The organism is Ensifer sp. NM-2 (assembly GCF_003024455.1).
Classification (GTDB): domain Bacteria; phylum Pseudomonadota; class Alphaproteobacteria; order Rhizobiales; family Rhizobiaceae; genus Ensifer; species Ensifer canadensis.
Genome location: NZ_PVZR01000001.1, coordinates 278458 through 298005 on the forward strand (window position 1 = coordinate 278458; position 19548 = coordinate 298005).

18 protein-coding genes are annotated in these 19548 nt (G+C 62.8%); 7 read left to right on the plus strand and 11 right to left on the minus strand.

Annotated features, from left to right (window positions below; genetic code table 11):
* Window positions 1–16 precede the first annotated feature (16 nt).
* Window positions 17–1237 carry a bifunctional phosphopantothenoylcysteine decarboxylase/phosphopantothenate--cysteine ligase CoaBC gene (gene coaBC / locus C6558_RS01450; protein ID WP_025425647.1) on the minus strand — a complete coding sequence of 407 codons (1221 nt, stop codon included), beginning with the start codon at window positions 1235–1237 and terminating at the stop codon, window positions 17–19.
* Window positions 1238–1979: 742 nt separating this feature from the next.
* Between coaBC and C6558_RS41375 the strand changes: the two genes are divergently transcribed.
* Window positions 1980–2102: a hypothetical protein gene (locus C6558_RS41375; protein WP_255569781.1), complete on the plus strand. Its 123-nt coding sequence runs from the start codon at window positions 1980–1982 to the stop codon at window positions 2100–2102.
* A gap of 341 nt (window positions 2103–2443) precedes the next feature.
* The gene (locus C6558_RS01465; protein ID WP_057212521.1) at window positions 2444–4057 is read left to right on the plus strand and encodes an ABC-F family ATP-binding cassette domain-containing protein; all 1614 of its coding nucleotides are present in this window, start codon (window positions 2444–2446) and stop codon (window positions 4055–4057) included.
* Between the two features lie 37 nt (window positions 4058–4094).
* On the opposite strand, the gene C6558_RS01470 is transcribed toward C6558_RS01465, so the two are convergent.
* The 9 genes from C6558_RS01470 to ubiE all read right to left on the minus strand — a co-directional run bounded on the left by C6558_RS01470 (window position 4095) and on the right by ubiE (window position 12632).
* Window positions 4095–4997, minus strand: coding sequence for a cation diffusion facilitator family transporter (locus tag C6558_RS01470; RefSeq protein ID WP_025425651.1), 903 nt, complete (start codon window positions 4995–4997; stop codon window positions 4095–4097).
* On the minus strand, window positions 4994–6487 hold the full coding sequence (locus tag C6558_RS01475; RefSeq protein WP_051509147.1) for an MFS transporter: 1494 nt from the start codon (window positions 6485–6487) through the stop codon (window positions 4994–4996). The genes C6558_RS01470 and C6558_RS01475 overlap by 4 nt, the downstream gene beginning before the upstream one ends.
* Window positions 6488–6769: 282 nt before the next feature.
* The gene (locus C6558_RS01480) at window positions 6770–7240 is read right to left on the minus strand and encodes a nucleoside deaminase (protein WP_025425652.1); all 471 of its coding nucleotides are present in this window, start codon (window positions 7238–7240) and stop codon (window positions 6770–6772) included.
* Window positions 7241–7253: 13 nt separating this feature from the next.
* A complete protein-coding gene (locus C6558_RS01485; protein ID WP_025425653.1) occupies window positions 7254–7847 on the minus strand; it encodes an ankyrin repeat domain-containing protein in 594 nt (197 codons plus the stop codon).
* 322 nt (window positions 7848–8169) lie between these two features.
* Complete coding sequence (locus tag C6558_RS01490) at window positions 8170–8949, minus strand: SDR family oxidoreductase (RefSeq protein ID WP_025425654.1); 780 nt, start codon at window positions 8947–8949, stop codon at window positions 8170–8172.
* Between the two features lie 175 nt (window positions 8950–9124).
* The gene (locus C6558_RS01495; RefSeq protein WP_025425655.1) at window positions 9125–9382 is read right to left on the minus strand and encodes a hypothetical protein; all 258 of its coding nucleotides are present in this window, start codon (window positions 9380–9382) and stop codon (window positions 9125–9127) included.
* 161 nt (window positions 9383–9543) lie between these two features.
* The gene (locus C6558_RS01500; protein ID WP_057212517.1) at window positions 9544–10053 is read right to left on the minus strand and encodes a GNAT family N-acetyltransferase; all 510 of its coding nucleotides are present in this window, start codon (window positions 10051–10053) and stop codon (window positions 9544–9546) included.
* A gap of 223 nt (window positions 10054–10276) precedes the next feature.
* Window positions 10277–11851, minus strand: coding sequence for a 2-polyprenylphenol 6-hydroxylase (ubiB, locus tag C6558_RS01505; protein WP_025425657.1), 1575 nt, complete (start codon window positions 11849–11851; stop codon window positions 10277–10279).
* Window positions 11852–11855: 4 nt separating this feature from the next.
* The gene (ubiE, locus tag C6558_RS01510) at window positions 11856–12632 is read right to left on the minus strand and encodes a bifunctional demethylmenaquinone methyltransferase/2-methoxy-6-polyprenyl-1,4-benzoquinol methylase UbiE (RefSeq protein WP_025425658.1); all 777 of its coding nucleotides are present in this window, start codon (window positions 12630–12632) and stop codon (window positions 11856–11858) included.
* Window positions 12633–12830: 198 nt separating this feature from the next.
* Between ubiE and mutM the strand changes: the two genes are divergently transcribed.
* The 4 genes from mutM (at window position 12831) to dnaA (ending at window position 17493) form a co-directional block, all read left to right on the plus strand.
* Window positions 12831–13721: a bifunctional DNA-formamidopyrimidine glycosylase/DNA-(apurinic or apyrimidinic site) lyase gene (mutM, locus tag C6558_RS01515; protein WP_057204300.1), complete on the plus strand. Its 891-nt coding sequence runs from the start codon at window positions 12831–12833 to the stop codon at window positions 13719–13721.
* Window positions 13722–13774: 53 nt separating this feature from the next.
* Window positions 13775–14548 carry an enoyl-CoA hydratase gene (locus C6558_RS01520; protein WP_025425660.1) on the plus strand — a complete coding sequence of 258 codons (774 nt, stop codon included), beginning with the start codon at window positions 13775–13777 and terminating at the stop codon, window positions 14546–14548.
* Between the two features lie 192 nt (window positions 14549–14740).
* Complete coding sequence (gene rpsT / locus C6558_RS01525; RefSeq protein WP_025425661.1) at window positions 14741–15007, plus strand: 30S ribosomal protein S20; 267 nt, start codon at window positions 14741–14743, stop codon at window positions 15005–15007.
* A 1040-nt stretch (window positions 15008–16047) separates the two neighbouring features.
* On the plus strand, window positions 16048–17493 hold the full coding sequence (gene dnaA, locus C6558_RS01530; protein ID WP_025425662.1) for a chromosomal replication initiator protein DnaA: 1446 nt from the start codon (window positions 16048–16050) through the stop codon (window positions 17491–17493).
* Between the two features lie 61 nt (window positions 17494–17554).
* Here dnaA and gcvA read toward each other — a convergent pair whose 3' ends face one another.
* Window positions 17555–18436, minus strand: a complete 882-nt coding sequence (gene gcvA, locus C6558_RS01535) for a transcriptional regulator GcvA (protein WP_038575838.1) — start codon at window positions 18434–18436, stop codon at window positions 17555–17557.
* Window positions 18437–18581: 145 nt separating this feature from the next.
* Here gcvA and C6558_RS01540 point away from each other — a divergent pair, with 145 nt between their 5' ends.
* Entirely contained in the window at window positions 18582–19544 is a 963-nt protein-coding gene (locus tag C6558_RS01540) for a DMT family transporter (protein WP_051509192.1), read from the plus strand.
* Window positions 19545–19548: the final 4 nt, after the last annotated feature.

A 19548-nucleotide genomic window follows, 5' to 3' on the forward strand; every position in this document is an offset into this window, starting at 1 on the left:
CAGGTACGGCGATTGATCAACCCTGTTCTCTTCGCTCCAGCTCAGCCGCAATCAGCGCCGCCAATTTTTCGGCAACCGCTTCCTTGTCCATCTCCGGCCAGTCGTCGTTGCCGTCGGCCGAGATCAGCTTCACCCGGTTGCGATCGCCACCCATGATGCCGGTTGCCGGCGAGACGTCGTTGGCGAGAATGTAATCGGCACCCTTGCGCTCGAGCTTCGAGCGGCCGTTGTCGGCGACGTTCTCCGTCTCGGCGGCAAAGCCGACGACCAGCTTCGGCCGGTTTGCATGGTGGCCGACCGTCTTGAGGATGTCCGGGTTCTCGGCCAATTGAAGCGGTGGCGGCGCTTCGCCCGGCTTCTTCTTGATCTTGTTGCCGGCCGCACTTGCCACCCGCCAGTCGGCAACGGCCGCGACCATCACCGCAACGTCGGCGGGAAGGGCGGCAAGCACTGCATCGCGCATTTCCTCGGCGCGCTCGACATGGATCACGTTGACACCTGTGGGGTCGGGGATCGTCACAGGGCCGGACACCAGCGTCACATCCGCGCCGAGCCTGGCGAGCGCCGCGGCAATGGCGTGGCCCTGCTTGCCCGACGAGCGGTTGGCGATGTAGCGCACCGGGTCGATCGGCTCATGCGTCGGGCCGGATGTGACGACCGCCTTGCGTCCGGCAAGTGGCTTCGCGCCGCCTGCAAGCAGGTTTTCGACGGCAGCGACGATCGCCAGCGGCTCGCTCATCCGTCCTTCTCCGGCCTCGCCGCTCTCCGCCATTTCGCCGGCTTCAGGGCCGATGAAATGGATGCCGTCGGCGGCGAGCGTCGCGCGGTTGCGCCGGGTTGCCGGGTGCGCCCACATCTTCGGGTTCATCGCCGGCGCGACCAGCACCGGACGGTCGGTGGCCAGCAGGATGGTCGAGGCGAGATCGTCGGCATGACCGTTCGCCATCTTCGCCATCAGGTCGGCGGTAACAGGGGCGACGACGATCAGATCGCATTCGCGCGCCAGCCGGATATGGCCGACATCCTGTTCGTCCTCGCGCGAAAACAGCTCGAGATAGACATGCGAGGCGGAAAGCGCGCCGACGGCAAGCGGTGTCACGAACTGTTGCGCACCTGATGTCATGACTGGCCGGACGCTGGCGCCGCGCTCGCGCAGCCGGCGGATAAGGTCCAGGCTCTTATAGGCCGCAATGCCGCCGGAGATGATCAGGAGAATGCGTTTGCCCGACAGTGTCATTGCGTCCCAGCCTTGCGGCCGCCTTCTTAACCGGAGTTCTTTCCGGTTCAGCCATGGTGTTCAACAGCATCCCTTTCGACGGCTTCGCCGGCGGAGGGACGCGGTTGCAGCGACCCTACTTGAGCGTTTCATCGGGCGCAACGTGTCTGGCCGAACGCCACAATTGCAGCCGTGGCGGCGCACGCCTGGAGGGGCGTTCGGCGATCCTTGCGCGCCGGCAGCAGATCACCCGATCCAGATGGCGCGCCTGGCCGCGTTCCCTTTCTAGCGGCGAATATCCCTTGGTATCTCACTGCCGAAGGCGCATAGTGCATCCATCATCGACCGATCGAACGGGCGTCGGTGGCTGAGAGATCGTTACGCTTTCGCCCCAACTGAGGAGATCGCGTGATGCACCCCATCGACGGATTTCGTGGGCGACCGATCCTTCCCGAGGAATTCCCGATGGTTGCCGATGTTTTTCGGGATGCCGTCCGAGTGCGATACCCGGCGCTTGATCGCGAAGAGGGCGAGGCAATCCTGGCCCGACTCATGGACTTGCACCACAGCCGTGTCGAAAGTCGGCTGCCCCTGGTCCAATAGCTGTCGACCTTCGGATCTGCCGTCCTCAGCAGCCAAAACGCGTCGCGGATGCCGCTCCAGATTTCCGCGCGGGCCTCCCGCACCTCATAAGATGACACGCAGGCGATCGCGTGGCCCGGCCCCAACGGCCGTCGGGCATTTCGACGCCAGGGAGAATGCCATGCTTCATACCTTTGCAATGCATATTCGCCGCTATGACTACGCGCTTGCCGCAATCAAGATGTCGCTCATCCTGTCCCTGCTGGTGATCGCGCTGATCACGCTGAACGGTCTCGTCTGGTAATCGTCCAAAGGCGGTACCATCTGCTCCAGACCGGGCGACCACGCTCGTGTGCCGCCCACACTGTGTTCCAATACCATCTCCAATCGATCAGTGCCGAACGCGGCCGGATCTGGCTTCAAAGCAAGCAGAATGCCGGTTGCACGGGCGCCAAGGATGTTTCCAGACTGAGCGGCGACCAAGTGCTCACGGTTCGCGGCGAGCGGCTATGGCATCCTTGCCTTGAAGAAAACACGATCGATGTTATCTTTGCATCGATAGAAATTACCACAGGATACACGCATCGATGGATTTCCACCTGACAGCAAAGCCCACTCTTTTTGCCATCAGGGAAATCCGTATCCATGCCTGTTTCGATCTCGCTCTCCCATCTCACCTGGTCAACGCCTGACGGCCGCAGCCTCTTTTCCGACCTGAGCCTGACGTTCGGCCCGGCGCGCTCTGGCCTTGTCGGGCGCAATGGCGTCGGCAAAAGCACGCTGCTGAAGCTGATTGCGGGAACACTCCAGCCGCAGGCCGGCACAGTCTCGGTCGACGGCAGCCTCGGCATCCTGCGCCAGACGGTGCAGGTCGCCGAACAGGAGAGCGTCGCCGACCTCTTCGGCATTGCCGATGCGCTGGCGCTTCTACGCCGAGCGGAGGAAGGCACCGCCAGCATCGACGAGCTGTCGATTGCCGACTGGACGCTGGAGGCGCGACTGGCCGCAGCGCTCGCTCGCCTCGGGCTGGAGGCAGAAGCGCAGACGCCGCTCTCATCGCTATCCGGCGGGCAGCTGACCCGTGCCAAGCTGGCGGCATTGGTCTTTGCCGATCCCGATTTCATCCTGCTCGACGAACCCACCAACAATCTCGACCGCGCCGGGCGCGAGGCAGTGATCGAGCTGATGGCGAACTGGCGTGGCGGCGCCATCGTCGTGAGCCACGATCGCGAGCTTCTCGACACGATGGATGTGATCGTCGAACTCACCTCTCTCGGCGCCACCAGCTACGGCGGCAACTGGAGCCACTATCGCGAGCGCAAGGCGATCGAACTCGCATCGGCCCGGCACGATCTTGCCGACGCGGAACGACGCCTTGCGGAGGTCGACCGCAAGACGCAGGAGCTCGCGGAGCGCAAGGCCCGAAAGGATAGCGCCGGCCGCAGAAAGCGCGCCAAAGGTGACGAGCCGCTTCTGCTGCTCGATGCGAAGAAGGAGCGCAGCGAAAAGACGGCGGGCGACAACGCGCGGCTTTCCGAGCGGCGACGCGATCAGGCGCTCGGCGATCTTGCCGCCGCCCGCGAACGCATCGAGATCCTCCAGCCGTTTTCGGTCCGGCTGCCTTCGACCGGGCTGCCGCCCGGCCGTGCCGTTCTTCAGGTCGATGATGTCAGCGCCGGTTATATCCCGGACCGTCCGGTGCTCGCCAATCTGTCGCTGACGATTGCCGGGCCGGAGCGGGTGGCGATCACCGGCCGCAACGGTTCAGGCAAGACGACGTTTCTGTCGCTGATGTCAGGCAAGCTTGCTCCCTGGTCGGGTCAGGTTCGGGTTCTGACGGACTTTGCCATTCTGGATCAACAGGTGAGCCTGCTCGATCCGCAGGTGTCGATCCGCGACAACTTCCGCCGGCTCCATCCCGGCGCCGGCGAAAACGCCTGTCGGGCGGCGCTCGCGCGGTTCATGTTCCGCGCCGACGCGGCACTGCAGCGCGTCTCCAGCCTGAGTGGCGGGCAGATGCTGCGTGCGGGGCTCGCCTGCGTGCTTAGCGGCGAGAGCCCGCCTGATCTCCTGATTCTCGACGAGCCGACCAACCATCTCGATATCGATTCCATCGAGACGGTGGAGGCGGGACTGCGGGCTTTCGACGGGGCGCTCATCGTCGTCAGCCACGACGAGGCGTTTCTGGAGGCGATCGGCATAACGCGCCGGATCGATCTGACGACCCCGTCGGCAGGTCGTCGCTCGAACGTTCGTTAAAGGCGGATGATTTCGGGCGGCACGCCGGCAGTGGGCGCTACTGCGCCCATTTCACGTCGCCGGTAAAGGCGATCGTCAGCCAGCGATCGCGCCCGGCCTCGCCGATTTCCGCGCCGATCTCGGCGCGGATCGCATCGAGGCTCGCAAGCGTATCCACCCGGGTTTCGGCCGATCCGATCAGGTAGATCTCGATCAGCCGGGCCCTGCCGACCTTGGCGACGTATGTGCGATAATCGGCAAAGCCGTGGCGGCTGGCGGCATTGCGCGCTGCCTCGCGCACTTTCTCGTCCAGTTCCGCCGGGGCGACTAGGAAGATTTCCTTCAGCGCGGCATAGACGGTCTTCAGCGGAAGCGGGATCAGGCAAAGTGTCAGAACCACCAGAATTGCCGGGTCGGCATAGGGCGTCCAGTCTTCATAGGCGGTGCCCTTCAGCATCGCGGCGACCACGAAAGCAACAAGCAGGGCTGCGGTAATCGTGCCCGACATCGCCCAGGCACGCACATCCAACGCCAGGAATTCCGAGCCGATCGTGCGGTTCGCCCGCCGCCCGTAGATGAACATCACGATGCAGATGACGACGACGACGGCGGCATAGGCGATCGCCCAGTCGAAGGCGAGTTCGCGGCCGCCCGACAGCAGCGAGTCGACGGCGTTGATAAGGGCGTAGAAGGAGAGCGTCGTGAGTAGGCCGGCGTTTAACAGCAGGACCATCGGCTCGATATGCCAGAAGCCCATTTGAAAGCGGCTGCTTTCCCGTGGGATCAGCCGCGTCACTCCCAGCGCCAGCAGCGTCATGGCGGCGTCGACGACGGAAAACACCCCGTCGAACACGATCGACACCGATCCGGACAACAGGCCGAACAGCACGCCTGTCGCGCCGACGACGATGGTGGCGGCGATCGATCGCTTGAGGACGGTTTGTTCGGTGGCGGTGGTCATGATCTTGTATTCACTCCTGTTTCGACGCGGTGCTTAGGCTGTGCCAGTGACGAAATGGTGACGGTGATCACGCAGACGAGGCGATGGTAGCGCTTCCGGTTGGCAAGAAAAAGCGGCGGCAGCGCTGCCCTGCGGCGATCTCGTGTCGCACCAGGGAGGCGATCGATGAGCCCAAGCATGATGATTGTGAACACGAATACCACCCCTGCGTGGGGCAATGCTGCCTCCGGCCCTAGGCGAATTGACCGAAGCGCATGAGATCTCGGCCGACGGCGCTGCCATCGAGCGCATCGGTGCGTGCCGGCGGGGCGGCGGCATGGAATGGCCGATTGCAAACAGGAGCGCGCTTGCCGCTGAAAGCAGCGCGAACAGCAGGAACATGCCGGCGCCGCCGCTTGCGCCGAGTGCAAGGCCGCCGATGAGCGGCCCAAGGAAATTGCCGACGGTGGACAGTGAATGGGCGCCGAAATAGGTGCCGCGATTGCCGGCATCCTGCCGTCGACCAGCACATATTCCGAGGGCACGACGAGCACCTCGCCGATGGTGAAGAGGATCATCGAGGCGACCAGCATTTCGACGCCGGACGAGGCTGCAAAGCCGATTTCACCAAGCAGGAACAGCAGGCAGCCGAGCGACAGCGCCTTGAGCGCGCCGATCCTTTCAATGACGAAGCGGGCGGGCGTGCTGGCGACGAGCACCGTTGCTGCGTTGGTCGAAACCAGCAGCGCGAACAGGGTGACGCCATCCTCGAAGCCGGTGTTGAGATATTGCGACAATGTCACCGACCATTGACCATGAACGGCCAAAAGCAGGGTGCCGCCGATGACGAAGAAGATCAGTCGGCGGTCGCGCAAGGCAGCGACAAGCCCGCGCCAGCCGCCCGTGGTGTTGGACCCCGGTCCCGTCTCGACCGCCCGTCTGTTGCTCGCTTCCGGCACGGTGAAGAACAGCACGAGGCCGAAGGCCGCATGCATGATGCCGGCAATGATGAATAGGGTCGAATAGGCAGCGCCGACCCAGACGCCGATCAACGGCCCGACGGCCCAGCCGGCATTGATCGCCAGATAGCGCCAGGAGAATACCCGCAGGCGCAGATGCGCTGGCGCGGCATCGCTCATCAATGCGCGCGAAACCGGTTCATAGACGGCGGCGGCAACCGCAGAGACGATATGCGCCAGCGCGAAGGCGGCGATCGAGTGCGCCAGCCCGAGCCCCGCCAGCGCCAGTCCGGCCATGAAGAGCGCTATGGTCAGCACACCCGTTCGGCCGATGCGATCGGACAGGCTGCCGGCAAACGGGCTGATGATCGCGCCGAGCAGGGGGCCCGCGCCAATCAGGACGCCGATACCTGCCGGGGTAAGGCCAAAATCCCGCTGCAGGCGGATCGCGAGGAAGGTCAGGCTCATGCCCTTGGCGATCGTCACCACGCCGGAGCCGGCGATGAGAAGCAGCGCCACCAGGCGGCCCGTGCGTTCGGAAAAGGCATTCATCGCAGCACCCGCGGGCTGGGCCGCCGACGTTCTCCGAGGAACGCTGGGCGGCAGGGAGGAGAGGGCAATCTCACCTTCGCGATTACACTCGCCGCGTGTGTTCGGCAAGGGCTCTGGTTGTCGAGACACCGTCGGTCGGCGTGAGCAGGCGGGTTGTTCCGGCGCCTCACTGCCTTTGCCGTGCCCGTCCGCCCGTCGGAGGCACCACCGGCCGGCGCTGGCAGTGGCCGCCGCAGGGGGCTGCCCAAGCTGTGGCTGGGCTTGACCGGTGCCGGCCGCTTGTCAGCCCTCTTTTTGACGATGCTGCCATTCCGCATAGAGCGGTGCCAGGTCGTTATCGTCGACCGGCACATGGCGAAAGCGCATCGACTGTTCGCCAAGGGGTTTTGCCAGTTCGGCATAGACTGCCGCCGTCGACAGCCCGTAGGGTTCGGCGTCGGCATTCGAGTGGGCGTAGGCGATCTCGGTGATGCCGGCCATGCGCATGGCCGCAATGCACATCGGGCAGGGTTGGCCGCTGGCATAGATCGCAACGCCTTCAAGACGGGGAGACCCGAGGCGCTTTGCCGCCAGGCGAAGGGCATTCATCTCGGCATGCGATGTCGGATCGCCGGTTTCAAGCATCTCGTTGACGCCGCTGGCGATAACCTCGCCGTTGCGAACGGCAACCGCGCCGAAGGGACGGCCACCTTTTTCGACATTGGCGCGGGCAAGGGCGACAGCCTCGCCGAGAAAGCGTCTTTCCTGCTTCATGTCCCCTCCGATTTCAACGGGCGCCGGCGGCGGTAAGCAGCTTTTCAATCCGGCCATAGCCGCGCTGCCGGGCGTGGCTCAATGGGCTCACGCCCTCGCCATCGGCAAGATTGACGTTCGCGCCCGCGTCGATCAGCAATCGCACGATCTCCGTATGCTTTTCGCCGCCGGTGCCGAGAATGATGGCTTCGATCAGCGCCGTCCAGCCCAGCCGGTTGACGTGATCGACATCGACGCCCGCCTCGATCAGCGTCTTCACCGTTTCGACGTGGCCGCGTTCTGCCGCAGGGATCAGCGCCGTGCCGCCGTAACGGTTGGTGCTTTTGAGGTCGGCGCCGTTGGCAAGCGTCAGCTTCAGGATTTCGAGATGGCCGCGCGCGCCAGCATAGAGGTAGGGACTGTCCTCGATCTTGTCCTTCGCATTGACATCCGCGCCGGCTTCGATGAGCGCGCGGGCAGCGTCGATGCGGTTTTCGTGTGTGGCGACGAGCAGAGCGGTCGCGCCGCTTGCGTCACGCGCGTCGAGCGTTGCTCCGCGCTTGATCAATTCGCGCAGTTCGGCGGCGTTGCCGGCCGAAGCTGCGGCAATCATTTCCTTTTCAAGCATGGCGGCTCCTGCAGCGGCGGGAAGAAGGGCTGAGGCGAAGAGTGCAATCCCGAGCAGCCACCCGGTCGATGGTGAGTTCATGGGGGTCATTCCAGTCGTTTAGCCAGTCGTTTGGCCAGTCGTATGGTCAGCCGGGCAAACGGCGCCCGGCTGCAGGTTTTACTGCATAACCCCTGAAACCAGCATCAATTTGCGGTGAAGTTCACCTGCGAAATTGAAGCTTCTGAACGCCATGTCTGACGCACGATGCAATAATAAATGACCGCCTTGAGCCGGTCGCTTGTATTTTCAAGGGAGGGGCAGGGCGGACTGACGCGGCAACTCAGAGCATCGATCGGCTGAGACCGCCGTCGACGGGAAGTGCCACGCCCGTGACATAGGCCGCGGGCCGGCCCGCGAGAAATGCGGCGGCAGCGCCGAATTCCGCCGGCGTTCCATAGCGGCCGATTGGAATATCCGCCTGGCTGCGCGCGGCAACCGTGGCGATATCGACGCCTTCGTTCTCGGCGTCCATGCGGTCGAAGCCCAAGGTGCGGTCGGTCGCAAGCCGCCCCGGCAACAGCATGTTGACGGTCACGCCGTCGGCGGCGACTTCGCCGGCCAGCGTCTTCAGCCAGCCGGCAACAGCGCTTCGAAGCGCGTTGGAGGCGGTCAGGCCCGGGATCGGCTCGCGGATGCTGGTCGAAGCGACGGCAATGATGCGGCCGAAACCGCGCTCCCTCATGCCGGGCAGAACCCGGCCGGTGATGCGCATGCCGGCGAGCACCATGGTCTCGAACTGCGTCCGCCAGAACTCCGGCTCGATGGTGGACGCAAGCGACGGCGGCGGCCCGCCGCCATTCAGGATGAGAATGTCGATCGCGCCGAAATCGGCGGCGAGCCGATCGAGCAGCGCGTCGAGGCTTTCGGGCTTGGAAAGATCGAGCGCAAAACCGCGGGCGCTCGAACTGAGCTCTGCTGCGACCTTTTCGGCCGTAGTTGCGTCGCGACCGGTCACCGCGACGGCAACGCCTTCAGCCGCGAGTGCTTCGGCGATGCCGCGTCCAAGCCCCTTGCTGCCGCCGAGCACGAGCGCCTTCTTGCCTGTGATGCCGAGATCCATGACGGTCTACCTTCCCATGCGATTTGCGTTGCTGCTTTTGGAGCCCGGCAGCGACGCGGCGTCAATGGGGTAAGCGGATGGGAACCGGCAATTCGGATGAAGGTGATGAGCGCCAGACGTCGAAAAGCCCGGCCGGAAACCGGCCGGGCCTCGTGTCCCTCGCCCCTTGCTATTATTAACGGCAGATGCGGATACGCTCGTAGTAGACATTGCCGTAGTGATCGTAGCGCCTGACTTTCTTGATGAAGCAATAGGGGCGATACTCGTCGTAGTAGCCACCGTAATAGCCGTCGACATAGCCGATCTGGCCGCTCCAGCCATGGCCGTAGGCGCCGTTGCTGAAGCCGATCGTCACACCGCCAGCCTGTGACGGCGCGGCAAAGGAAACGGCTGCGGTGATTGCGACGGCCGCGGCGATGATGATCTTGCGCATGGTGTTCTCTCCTCCAGGGATGAACTCCCGTCATCCATGGGGAGAAGATCGCATGTCGTCTGCTTATTCGCAGTTCCGGATGGAACATGGTTGCAGCCGGCGGCAGAACCGAAAGCCCTGCCACCTCTTCCTCACCACCCGGACGCATGGTCCGGCCGCGATCAGGCGCGAATGCGCGCCATCGCCAGCACGTCGGCCAGCACGCCATTGCGCAGAGCATAGGCCCTGTGCGTGCCTTCGGGTTCGAAGCCGGTCTTGTGATAAAGCGCGATTGCCGCTTCGTTGTCGGTAAAGACGGTCAGCTCGATGCGGCTGATCCCAAGCCAGTTATCGGCAGCATCGATCAGAGATGTAAGAAGTGTCTTACCGATGCCTTCGCCGCGGTGGTTGTCATCGACGCTGATGCCGAGCACGGCGGAGTGATGCCGGCGCCCCTTATTGCGGTGCAGACCGGCCATGCCGACGATGCGGCCGTCGCGCTCGGCCACGATCACAGTGTTGTCCTCCGACAGGCCCTCCATCCACTTGCGCGTCTGCTCCGGTGTCGAATAGGGCAGTCTGAGCGTGCCGGAGCGGATGCCCGGCTGGCTCATAAGTGCGGCGATCGCTTCCCAGTCGACGACGCGCGCCGCTCGAATCCTGAGTGTCGGGGAGGGGGTGGCTTCGGTCATTGTTTCCTCATCAGCTCGCTGGCACCGAGGAAACAGGACCAAACCCTGCTCGCCTCGGCAGGGTTGGTCGGGGGACAGTCCGTTTAACGCACGTGGTCTCCCGCACACCCCTGGATATGCGTGCAAAGCACCATTGCGATCATCGAACGATTGTCCATGTCGGAACGATAACAAGCGGCAGTGGAATTGCAAGCCGGTTCGGCGACCGGATTGCCGGTGGCGCTCAGGTCACCTGCCAGGCGATATAGACGAGCGTGGCGGCAATCAGCCACAGCGCCAGGCGGCCGGAGCGCGTGTGGCGTGCCTCGGCCTTGCCGATGGCATGCGCCGTCTCGGCGTCGAACCGTAGGCCGTTTTCGCTCATGGCCATGATCTCGCTGGAGAATTTTTCCGTGCGGGCGGCGATTTCCGGTGCTGCTTCGGCCAGACGAAGGGCCGCGTGCAGGCCGTCGCGCAGGTCGGTGACGATGCGCTTCGGTCCGAGATTGTCGCGGATCCACTTGCCGACCACAGGCTCGGATGCTTTCCACATGTTGAAACGCGGATTGAGCGTGCGCGCGACGCCCTCGACGACGACCATGGTCTTCTGCAGCATGACCAGTTCCGGCCGTGTCTGCATGTCGAAGAGCTCGGTCACCTCGAACAGAAGCGTCAGCAGCTTTGCCATCGAGATGGTCTCGGCCGGCTGGCCGTGGATCGGCTCGCCAATGGCGCGGATCGCCTGGGCGAAGCTCGCGGCATCATGATGCGACGGCACGTAGCCTGCCTCGAAATGCACGTCGGCGACGCGCTGGTAGTCGCGGGTGATGAAGCCGAACAGGATCTCGGCGAGGAAGCGGCGTTCCTTCTTGCCGAGACGGCCGACGATGCCCATGTCGACGGCGACGATATGGCCGGCATCGTCGACGAACAGGTTGCCCTGATGCATGTCGGCGTGGAAGAAGCCGTCGCGCAATGTGTGGCGGAGAAAGGACTGGATCAGGGTGTCGCCCAGCGCGTCGAGATCGTGGCCCGCCGCCTTCAGCCCGTCGATATCCGACATCTTGACGCCGTCGATCCATTCCATGGTGACGACGTCGCGGCCGGTGCGTTCCCAATCGACCTTCGGTACGCGAAAGCCGGAATCTTCCTTGGTGTTCTCGCCGAGTTCGGAAAGGGCGGCTGCTTCCAACCGAAGATCCATTTCGATCTTGGTCGTCTGCTCTAGCGTCTTGGTGACCTCGACCGGTTTCAGCCGCCGCGTATAGGGCAGGAAACGCTCCTGCATGTGGCTGACGAGATACATCGCCTCGATATCGGAGGCAAAACGCTGGCGGATGCCGGGGCGGATGACCTTGACGGCAACCTTGTCGGGCCGGCCGTCGCGCATGACGATGGCCGGATGAACCTGGGCGATCGAGGCGGCCGCCATCGGCAGGGAAAATTCGGCGTAGAGGTCTTCGACCTTGCGGCCGAGCGATCCCTCGATCGCGGCCTTGGCTTCGCTTTGCGGAAAGGTCGCCATCTGGTCCTGCAGCAGCGACAGGTCAGCGGCAAATTCCGCGCCGACGACGTCGGGGCGGGTTGCCAGGAACTGGCCGATTTTCACATAGGAGGGGCCGAGGCGTGCAACGGCGCGCGACAGCCGGTCGCTGCGCTCCTCGCCTAGCACCTTGCGGCGGGCGAAAAGCCCGGCTGCCTTCTGGGCGAAACGGGCAAAGGGCGGCAGGTGTTCGGTCGGGACCGCCGAGACGACGCCTTCGCGCACGAGAACCCAGCCGATCCGCACGAGGCGGACATATGCTCCAGCTGTGCTCATAAGATCAGATTTTCCAGCCGGAATGCAGCGCTGCGATGCCGCCGGTGTAATTGGTGAAGGAGACGCGCGAGAAGCCCGCCTCCTTGATCATGGCGGCAAAATCGCGCTGGTTCGGGAACTTGCGGATCGATTCCACCAGATACTGATAGGGCGCTTCGTCGCCGGTGATCAGCTTGCCGAATTTCGGGATCGCGTTGAACGACCATGCATCGTAGAAACGGTCGAGAAGCGGCATCTCCACTTCGGAGAATTCGAGCACCAGCAGTCGCCCGCCGCGCTTCAACACACGATAGGCTTCTTTGAGCGCGACATCGATACGCGGGACGTTGCGGATGCCGAAGGCGATCGTATAGGCGTCGAAGGAATTCGCGTCGAACGGCAGTTCCTCAGCATTGGCCTCGACAAAATCGAGATTGGCCGAAAGCTTCTTCTTTTCCGCCCGTTCCGCGCCGACGGCGAGCATCGAGCCGTTGATGTCGAGAACCGTCGAATGCGCCTTGCGGTCGGAGGCTTCGATGATGCGGAAGGCGATGTCGCCGGTGCCGCCGGCGACGTCGAGCGTCCTGTAGCCCTCGCGGCGCGGCGGATTGAGCGCGGCAATCATCGCATCCTTCCAGGCGCGGTGCAGCCCGGCCGACATCACGTCGTTCATGATGTCGTAGCGCTTGGCCACCTTATGGAAGACGTCGTTGACGAGCGGCTGCTTTTCGCCCGTACCGACGTTGCGGAAACCGAAGGAGGTTTCCATTCCGCCATTGGCCGATACCCGCTGATCCGTCATACGAAGAACTCCACCTGAACCAATTTTTCCGGCACCATAGCGAAATCGTCCGACCCGCGCTATCTCGGGGGCAGGGCCATGGCTGCGGCATAGCGCACCCCTATAGGATAAGTAGCCCGCCAAGGAAATGCCAACGGCCGGGCTTATGGTGGTTAAGAATGCCGGGCGTGTGGTGGTTAAGAAAGAAGGAGACGACGCATGCCGGAACTGCCGGAGGTCGAAACGGTAAAACGGGGTCTGGCGCCGACCATGGAAGGCGCGCTCCTCGTCAGTGCAGAACTGCGTCGGCCGGATCTGCGTTTTCCCTTCCCTGTCAATTTTGCAGCCACCGTTGCCGGTCAGCGCATCGTCTCGCTGTCGCGCCGGGCAAAATATCTGATGATCGATCTGGAGGCCGGTGACGTCATCATTGCCCATCTCGGCATGTCAGGTTCGTTCCGTATCGAACAGGGCGCGCTGCCAGAAACGCCGGACGAATTTCACCACCCACGCGCCAAGGATGAGAAGCACGATCATGTGATCTTCCATCTGGAAGGTGCCGTCGGCCCCGCCCGTGTCATCTATAACGATCCGCGCCGTTTCGGTTTCATGGATCTCGCCCGACGGGACACGGTGGCGGCCCACGCCTTCTTCCGCGCACTCGGGGAAGAGCCGACCGGCAACGCGCTCGACGCCGCCTATCTGGCGGCACGCTTTGCCGGAAAGGCGCAACCGCTGAAGGTAGCCTTGCTCGACCAGAAGAATATTGCCGGCCTCGGCAATATATATGTGTGCGAGGCGCTCTGGCGTTCAGGCCTGTCGCCGCTGAAGCCGGCAGGCGCCCTCGTCGACAGCCAAGGTGGGTCGAAGCCGGAACTGCAGGGCCTGACCGTTGCAATCCGCGAGGTCATTGCCGATGCCATCGCCGCGGGCGGCTCGTCGCTGAAAGATCATATCCAGGCCGACGGATCGCTCGGCTATTTCCAGCATTCCTTTTCCGTCTATGACCGGGAAGGGGAGGCTTGCCGCACGCCGGGTTGCGGCGGTACGGTCGCCCGCATCGTGCAGGCGGGACGCTCGACGTTTCATTGCCCGCGCTGCCAGAAATGAACATCCGGGTCCGGCCGGACCCGACCGCTGACACGAATTCGGAGGAGACGACAATGAGTTACGAGACGCTGCTGGTCGAGACGCGCGGACGCGTGGGCCTGGTCACGCTCAATCGCCCGCAGGCGCTGAATGCGCTGAACTCGACCGTTATGCGCGAGCTTGCCGCGGTGCTGAAAGCGTTCGATGCCGATAACGAGATCGGCGCCGTTGTTGTCACCGGTTCGGAGAAGGCCTTTGCGGCCGGCGCCGACATCAAGGAGATGCAGACGCTGGACTTCGTCGAAAGCTATCTCGGCGATTTCATCGGCGGCTGGGATCAGGTGGCTGCTGCCCGCAAACCGGTCATTGCAGCCGTTTCCGGCTACGCGCTCGGCGGCGGGTGCGAACTGGCGATGATGTGTGACTTCATCATCGCTTCCGAGACGGCAAAGTTCGGCCAACCGGAAATTACCCTTGGCGTCATCCCCGGCATGGGCGGGTCGCAGCGCCTCACCCGTGCCGTCGGCAAGGCGAAGGCGATGGACCTCGTCCTCACCGGACGGATGATGGACGCGACCGAGGCGGAACGCGCAGGACTCGTTTCGCGTGTGGTGGCGCCGGAGAAATTGATGGAGGAAGCGCTGGCTGCGGCCGAGAAGATCGCATCGTTCTCGCTGCCGGCGGTGATGATGGCAAAAGAGGCCGTCAATCGCTCGCTGGAGCTCACGCTTGCCGAAGGCCTGCGGTTCGAACGGCGGCTTTTCCATTCGCTGTTTGCCACTGAAGACCAGAAGGAAGGCATGGCCGCCTTCGCAGCGAAGCGCAAGCCGGAGTTCAAACACAGGTAGATCAAGGGGCGACGCGCAGTTTTCTCCAAATTGCGCGTTGACGGGGCGGCCGTTTCTCGCTATATGCCGCCCTCAGTTTGGAACGCCAAATCTGGGCTTTCCGATAATGCTCCCGAATTGCTTTGATGACAGGTCGCAGTGACCCGGCACGGCGAGGGCGGAGTTCATGTCAGTTTTCGAAGAGAGGCATCAATGGCCAATACAACTTCGGCGAAAAAGGCGACCCGCAAGATCGCACGCCGCACTGCAGTGAACAAAGCCCGCCGTTCGCGCGTCCGTAACTTCGTCCGCAAGGTCGAAGAAGCGATCGCAACCGGCGATCAGGCGGTCGCAGCCGCAGCCCTGAAGGCCGCTCAGCCCGAGCTGATGCGCGCTGCCATCAAGGGCGTGCTGCATTCCAACACCGCTTCGCGCAAGGTTTCGCGCCTTGCACAGCGCGTGAAGGCACTTTCGGCCTAATCCGGCTAATAAAAATCTGTTAATTGAAAGCCCGACCCTTGCGTCGGGCTTTTCCGATTCATACATGTGTCATCACGATGGTTAACCTGCACGACATTTCTCGTGTCAATGCGATGACAGAATTTCTATAGGAATTTCAGAGACTTACGAGAGGTCCTTGGTGATAGGGTGTCTCTGGCTGGGGGTCTTCTGGGCCCGTGATGAGTCAAGCGAATTTTTATTTTTTTTCTTTTTCGCCAGCTAATCAAAGAGCCGAAAATCAAAACCCTTGATTCAAAAGCGATTCTTCCCGGACTCGGATTGCGGCAAGCAAAAGGCAGCATGAGAGTCAACGGGCAGCGCTTAAGGTTGCGTAAAAATCGCGATTGATCTTGCCCATCGATCCTGCCTAAATGCCCTCCACAGGGGACACAGACCATATCTGTAAAGGGAAGTACGGAGGCCATTTCAACGAGATGGTTTCAGGCTTTCTGTTCCCTGTATCAGGGCGGCTCCACGTCGTTCAATCAGACAAGTCGAGAACGAAAAACCGGATGGCCCAACCATTCCGGACGAGGACATTTCGACTTCTGGTTGCCGGTGGCGCCACTGCTCAAAGTCAGGTGCAAGCGGTGCCTGACGAGAGATAGAATCCAGCGCTCGGCTGTCCGCTTCGTACGAGGGTGCGAGACAGTTGTCGGCGAGGAGGAGGATCCGGCACGGTCCAGGGCGGACTGGGGGATTTGTTGACAATGAGGCGCGAGGGGACATCAGCCGGCCGGCAAGGCCTGGCAGATGCGCGTAGCGCGCACCCGGTCGGGAGATGAGGAGCCCGGTTGGATTGCGACTGTGACGTTCGGTGAAGCGGCATGACCTCGATGAGGAAGCCGTGGGTGCCGGACATAAGAGATGGGGCCGGCAGAGATGACGGCGTCTGAACATAATCGGAAGGCGGCAAAATGCGGATGAACTTGGTGACGGCGGCGGGCGCGTTTCAAAAGAACGGCGACGTATTTCAGGCCGGAAGCAATCTATCTCAGGCGGCGGGAGATAAGCACGACATGAGGCATGACGCACTGTTCGAACGAGTGAGTGCGCGTTTGAAAGCCCAGGTCGGTCCCGATGTCTTCGCCAGCTGGTTTGGGCGTCTGAAGCTCCATTCGGTTTCCAAGAGCGTCGTGCGTCTCTCGGTGCCCACGACATTCCTGAAGTCCTGGATCAACAACCGCTATCTCGATATCATCACCCAGATCTTCCAGCAGGAAGACGGCGAAATCCTGAAGGTCGAGATCCTGGTGCGGACCGCGACCCGTGGCGCCCGTCCGGTTTCACAGGAAGAGACGCTGCCGCAGGCAACGGAATCGGCTCCTGCAACGCCCGCACGCCGTCCGACGACGGCGCAGTCCGTGGCTTCGGTCGCAGCCTCTGCGGTTGCCAGCGTTCAGCGGCCGACCCAGGCGCCGCTTTTCGGCTCGCCGCTCGACCAGCGTTACACCTTCGACAGCTTCGTCGAGGGCTCTTCCAACCGCGTTGCGCTTGCAGCCGCCCGCACGATTGCGGAAGCCGGCGCCGGTGCCGTGCGCTTCAACCCGCTGTTCATTCATTCAAGCGTCGGGCTCGGCAAGACCCACCTTCTGCAGGCGATCGCCATCCAGGCGCTGCAGAGCGCCCGCGCTCCACGCGTCGTCTATCTGACGGCCGAATACTTCATGTGGCGCTTTGCCACCGCAATCCGCGACAACGACGCGCTGTCGCTGAAGGAATCGCTGCGCAACATCGACCTCCTCGTCATCGACGACATGCAGTTCCTGCAGGGCAAGTCGATCCAGCACGAGTTCTGCCATCTGCTGAACATGCTTCTCGACTCGGCCAAACAGGTCGTCGTCGCCGCCGACCGCGCTCCTTGGGAGCTGGAATCGCTCGATAGCCGTGTTCGCTCGCGTCTTCAGGGCGGTGTCGCCATCGAAATGGACGGACCGGACTACGACATGCGCCTCGAAATGCTGAAGCGCCGTCTCGACTCCGCTCGTCAGGACGATACTTCGCTGGACATTCCCGGCGATATCCTGAGCCATGTTGCACGCAACATCACCGCCAGCGGCCGCGAACTCGAAGGCGCCTTCAACCAGTTGCTCTTCCGTCGCTCGTTCGAACCGCATCTGTCGATCGAACGCGTTGACGAACTGCTTGGGCATCTCGTCAATGCCGGCGAACCGCGCCGTGTCCGTATCGAGGACATCCAGCGTGTCGTTGCCAAGCATTACAACGTATCGCGCCAGGAGCTGGTGTCGAACCGCCGCACCCGCGTCATCGTCAAGCCGCGTCAGATCGCGATGTATCTGTCGAAGACGCTGACGCCGCGGTCTTTCCCGGAAATCGGCCGCCGCTTCGGTGGTCGCGACCACACGACCGTTCTGCATGCGGTGCGCAAGATCGAGGAGTTGATCTCCGGCGATACCAAGCTCAGCCATGAGATCGAGCTTCTGAAGCGCCTGATCAACGAATAGGCGCGAGATAGATTTACTTTCCGATTGCGAGAAAGGCCCGGGAAACCGGGCTTTTTTCGTTTCAGGCGCCGCGTGCCTGCGCGACGATCCAGGCACGGAATGCTGTGACGGCCGGCCGGTCGAGGGCCGATGGCGGATAGACCAGGTGATAGGCGAGATCGGTGGCGATGCCGGTTGGAAACGGCGCGACCAACACGCCTTCGGCAAGCTCGCGCGAAACCAGCGACAGGCGCACGAGAGCGACGCCATCGCCGGCTCTTGCCGCCTCGATGGCGCCATTGCTGTTGACGAACACCGGACCGCGCGTCGTGTCTATGCCTTCGGCGCCGACGGCCTCCAGCCACAGCTGCCAATCCGACCTCTGAACGTCATACAACAGCACATGGGCCGAAAGATCGGCCGGCGTGGTGAGCGGATGCTTGCGGGCAAGGGCCGCGTTGACGACCGGCACCAGCTCGTCATCGATCAGCCGCTCGCTCGTCAGACCCTCATAGCGACCGAAACCGTGGCGGATAGCGATATCGACGCCATCTGACACGAAGTCGGTCAGCCGGTTCGAGGCGCTGATGCGGATGTCGATGCCGTTGAGACGCTGCTCGAAGTCGCTGATCCTCGGCACCAGCCATTGCGCCGCAAAAGTTGGCGTGCAGCTCACCGTCAGTACCGGCGCGCGATTTCGCGCCGTCAGTTCCTCTGTCGCTTCCCGCATCATCCGGAAGGCGCGGCGCAGCGTCGAAAAATAGGTGCTGCCATCCTCGGTCAGAACCAGTTGCCGCGGCCGTCGCTCAAACAGCATCACACCCAGCGTCTGCTCCAGTTCACGCACCTGCAGACTGACCGCACCAGGTGTGACGCTGAGCTCGCGCGCCGCGAGCGTCACACTCAGGTGTCGGGCCGTGGCCTCGAATGCGCGCAGTGCTGCAAGGGAAGGAAGAGGTGTCATTATGATTTAGCCATACTCAATCATGGAAAGAGAAATGCTCGTTTGTGCAAACACTAACATGCTGACACTATTTATGTAAATCGAAGTCAACCAATATGGTTGTTTCAGATGAAGGCGAAGAACTAAATCATAGGAGGGTATGGAGATGCCGGAAACACTTAAGGCGAAGGTGATGGGACCCGGTGAATGGGCCATGCTGATCACACTGTCCCTGTTGTGGGGCGGCTCGTTTTTCTTCGTCGGCGTTGCGGTCAAGGCGCTGCCGCCGTTCACCATCGTTGCCCTGCGGGTCAGCCTCGCGGCGACGGCGCTTTTGATTTTCCTGCGCTTCACCGGCCGCGCGATGCCGCGCGATCCCCGCATCTGGCTTGCCTTCTTCGGCATGGGTCTGCTCAACAACCTGATCCCGTTTTCGCTGATCGTCTGGGGCCAGACTCATATCGCCAGCGGCCTTGCCTCCATCCTCAATGCCACCACGCCACTCTTCGGCGTCGTCGTCGCCCATCTGCTGACCGACGACGAGAAGCTGACCGCCAACAAGCTCTCCGGCGTGTTGATCGGTTTTCTCGGCGTGGCGGTGATGATCGGGCCTGCAGCGCTCGGCGGGCTCGGCTCGAATGTGCTGGCGCAGTTCGCCGTGCTGGGAGCTGCCCTTTCCTACGCCTTTGCCGGCGTTTTCGCCCGTCGTTTCAAGCGGATGGGCGTTGCGCCCATCGTCACCGCGACCGGGCAGGTCAGTGCATCGAGCATCATGCTCGTGCCGATCGCGCTGCTCGTCGATCACCCCTGGACCCTGACCGTGCCGGGCCTTGAAGTATGGGGAGCGATCATCGGCATTGCCTTGATCTCGACCGCGCTTGCCTATGTGCTGTTCTTCCGCATCCTGGAAACGGCGGGTGTCACCAATCTGATGCTGGTGACGTTTCTGATCCCGGTCAGCGCCATTCTGCTCGGCGCCTTGTTCCTCGGCGAAAACCTCGAGCCCAAGCATTTCTTCGGCATGGTGCTGATCGCCGCCGGCCTCGCCGCTATCGACGGTCGCCTGGTCCGGCGTTTCCGTCGCAAACAAACGGTCGATCCGGATCTCGCCTGCGGCGAAAATATCTGAAATC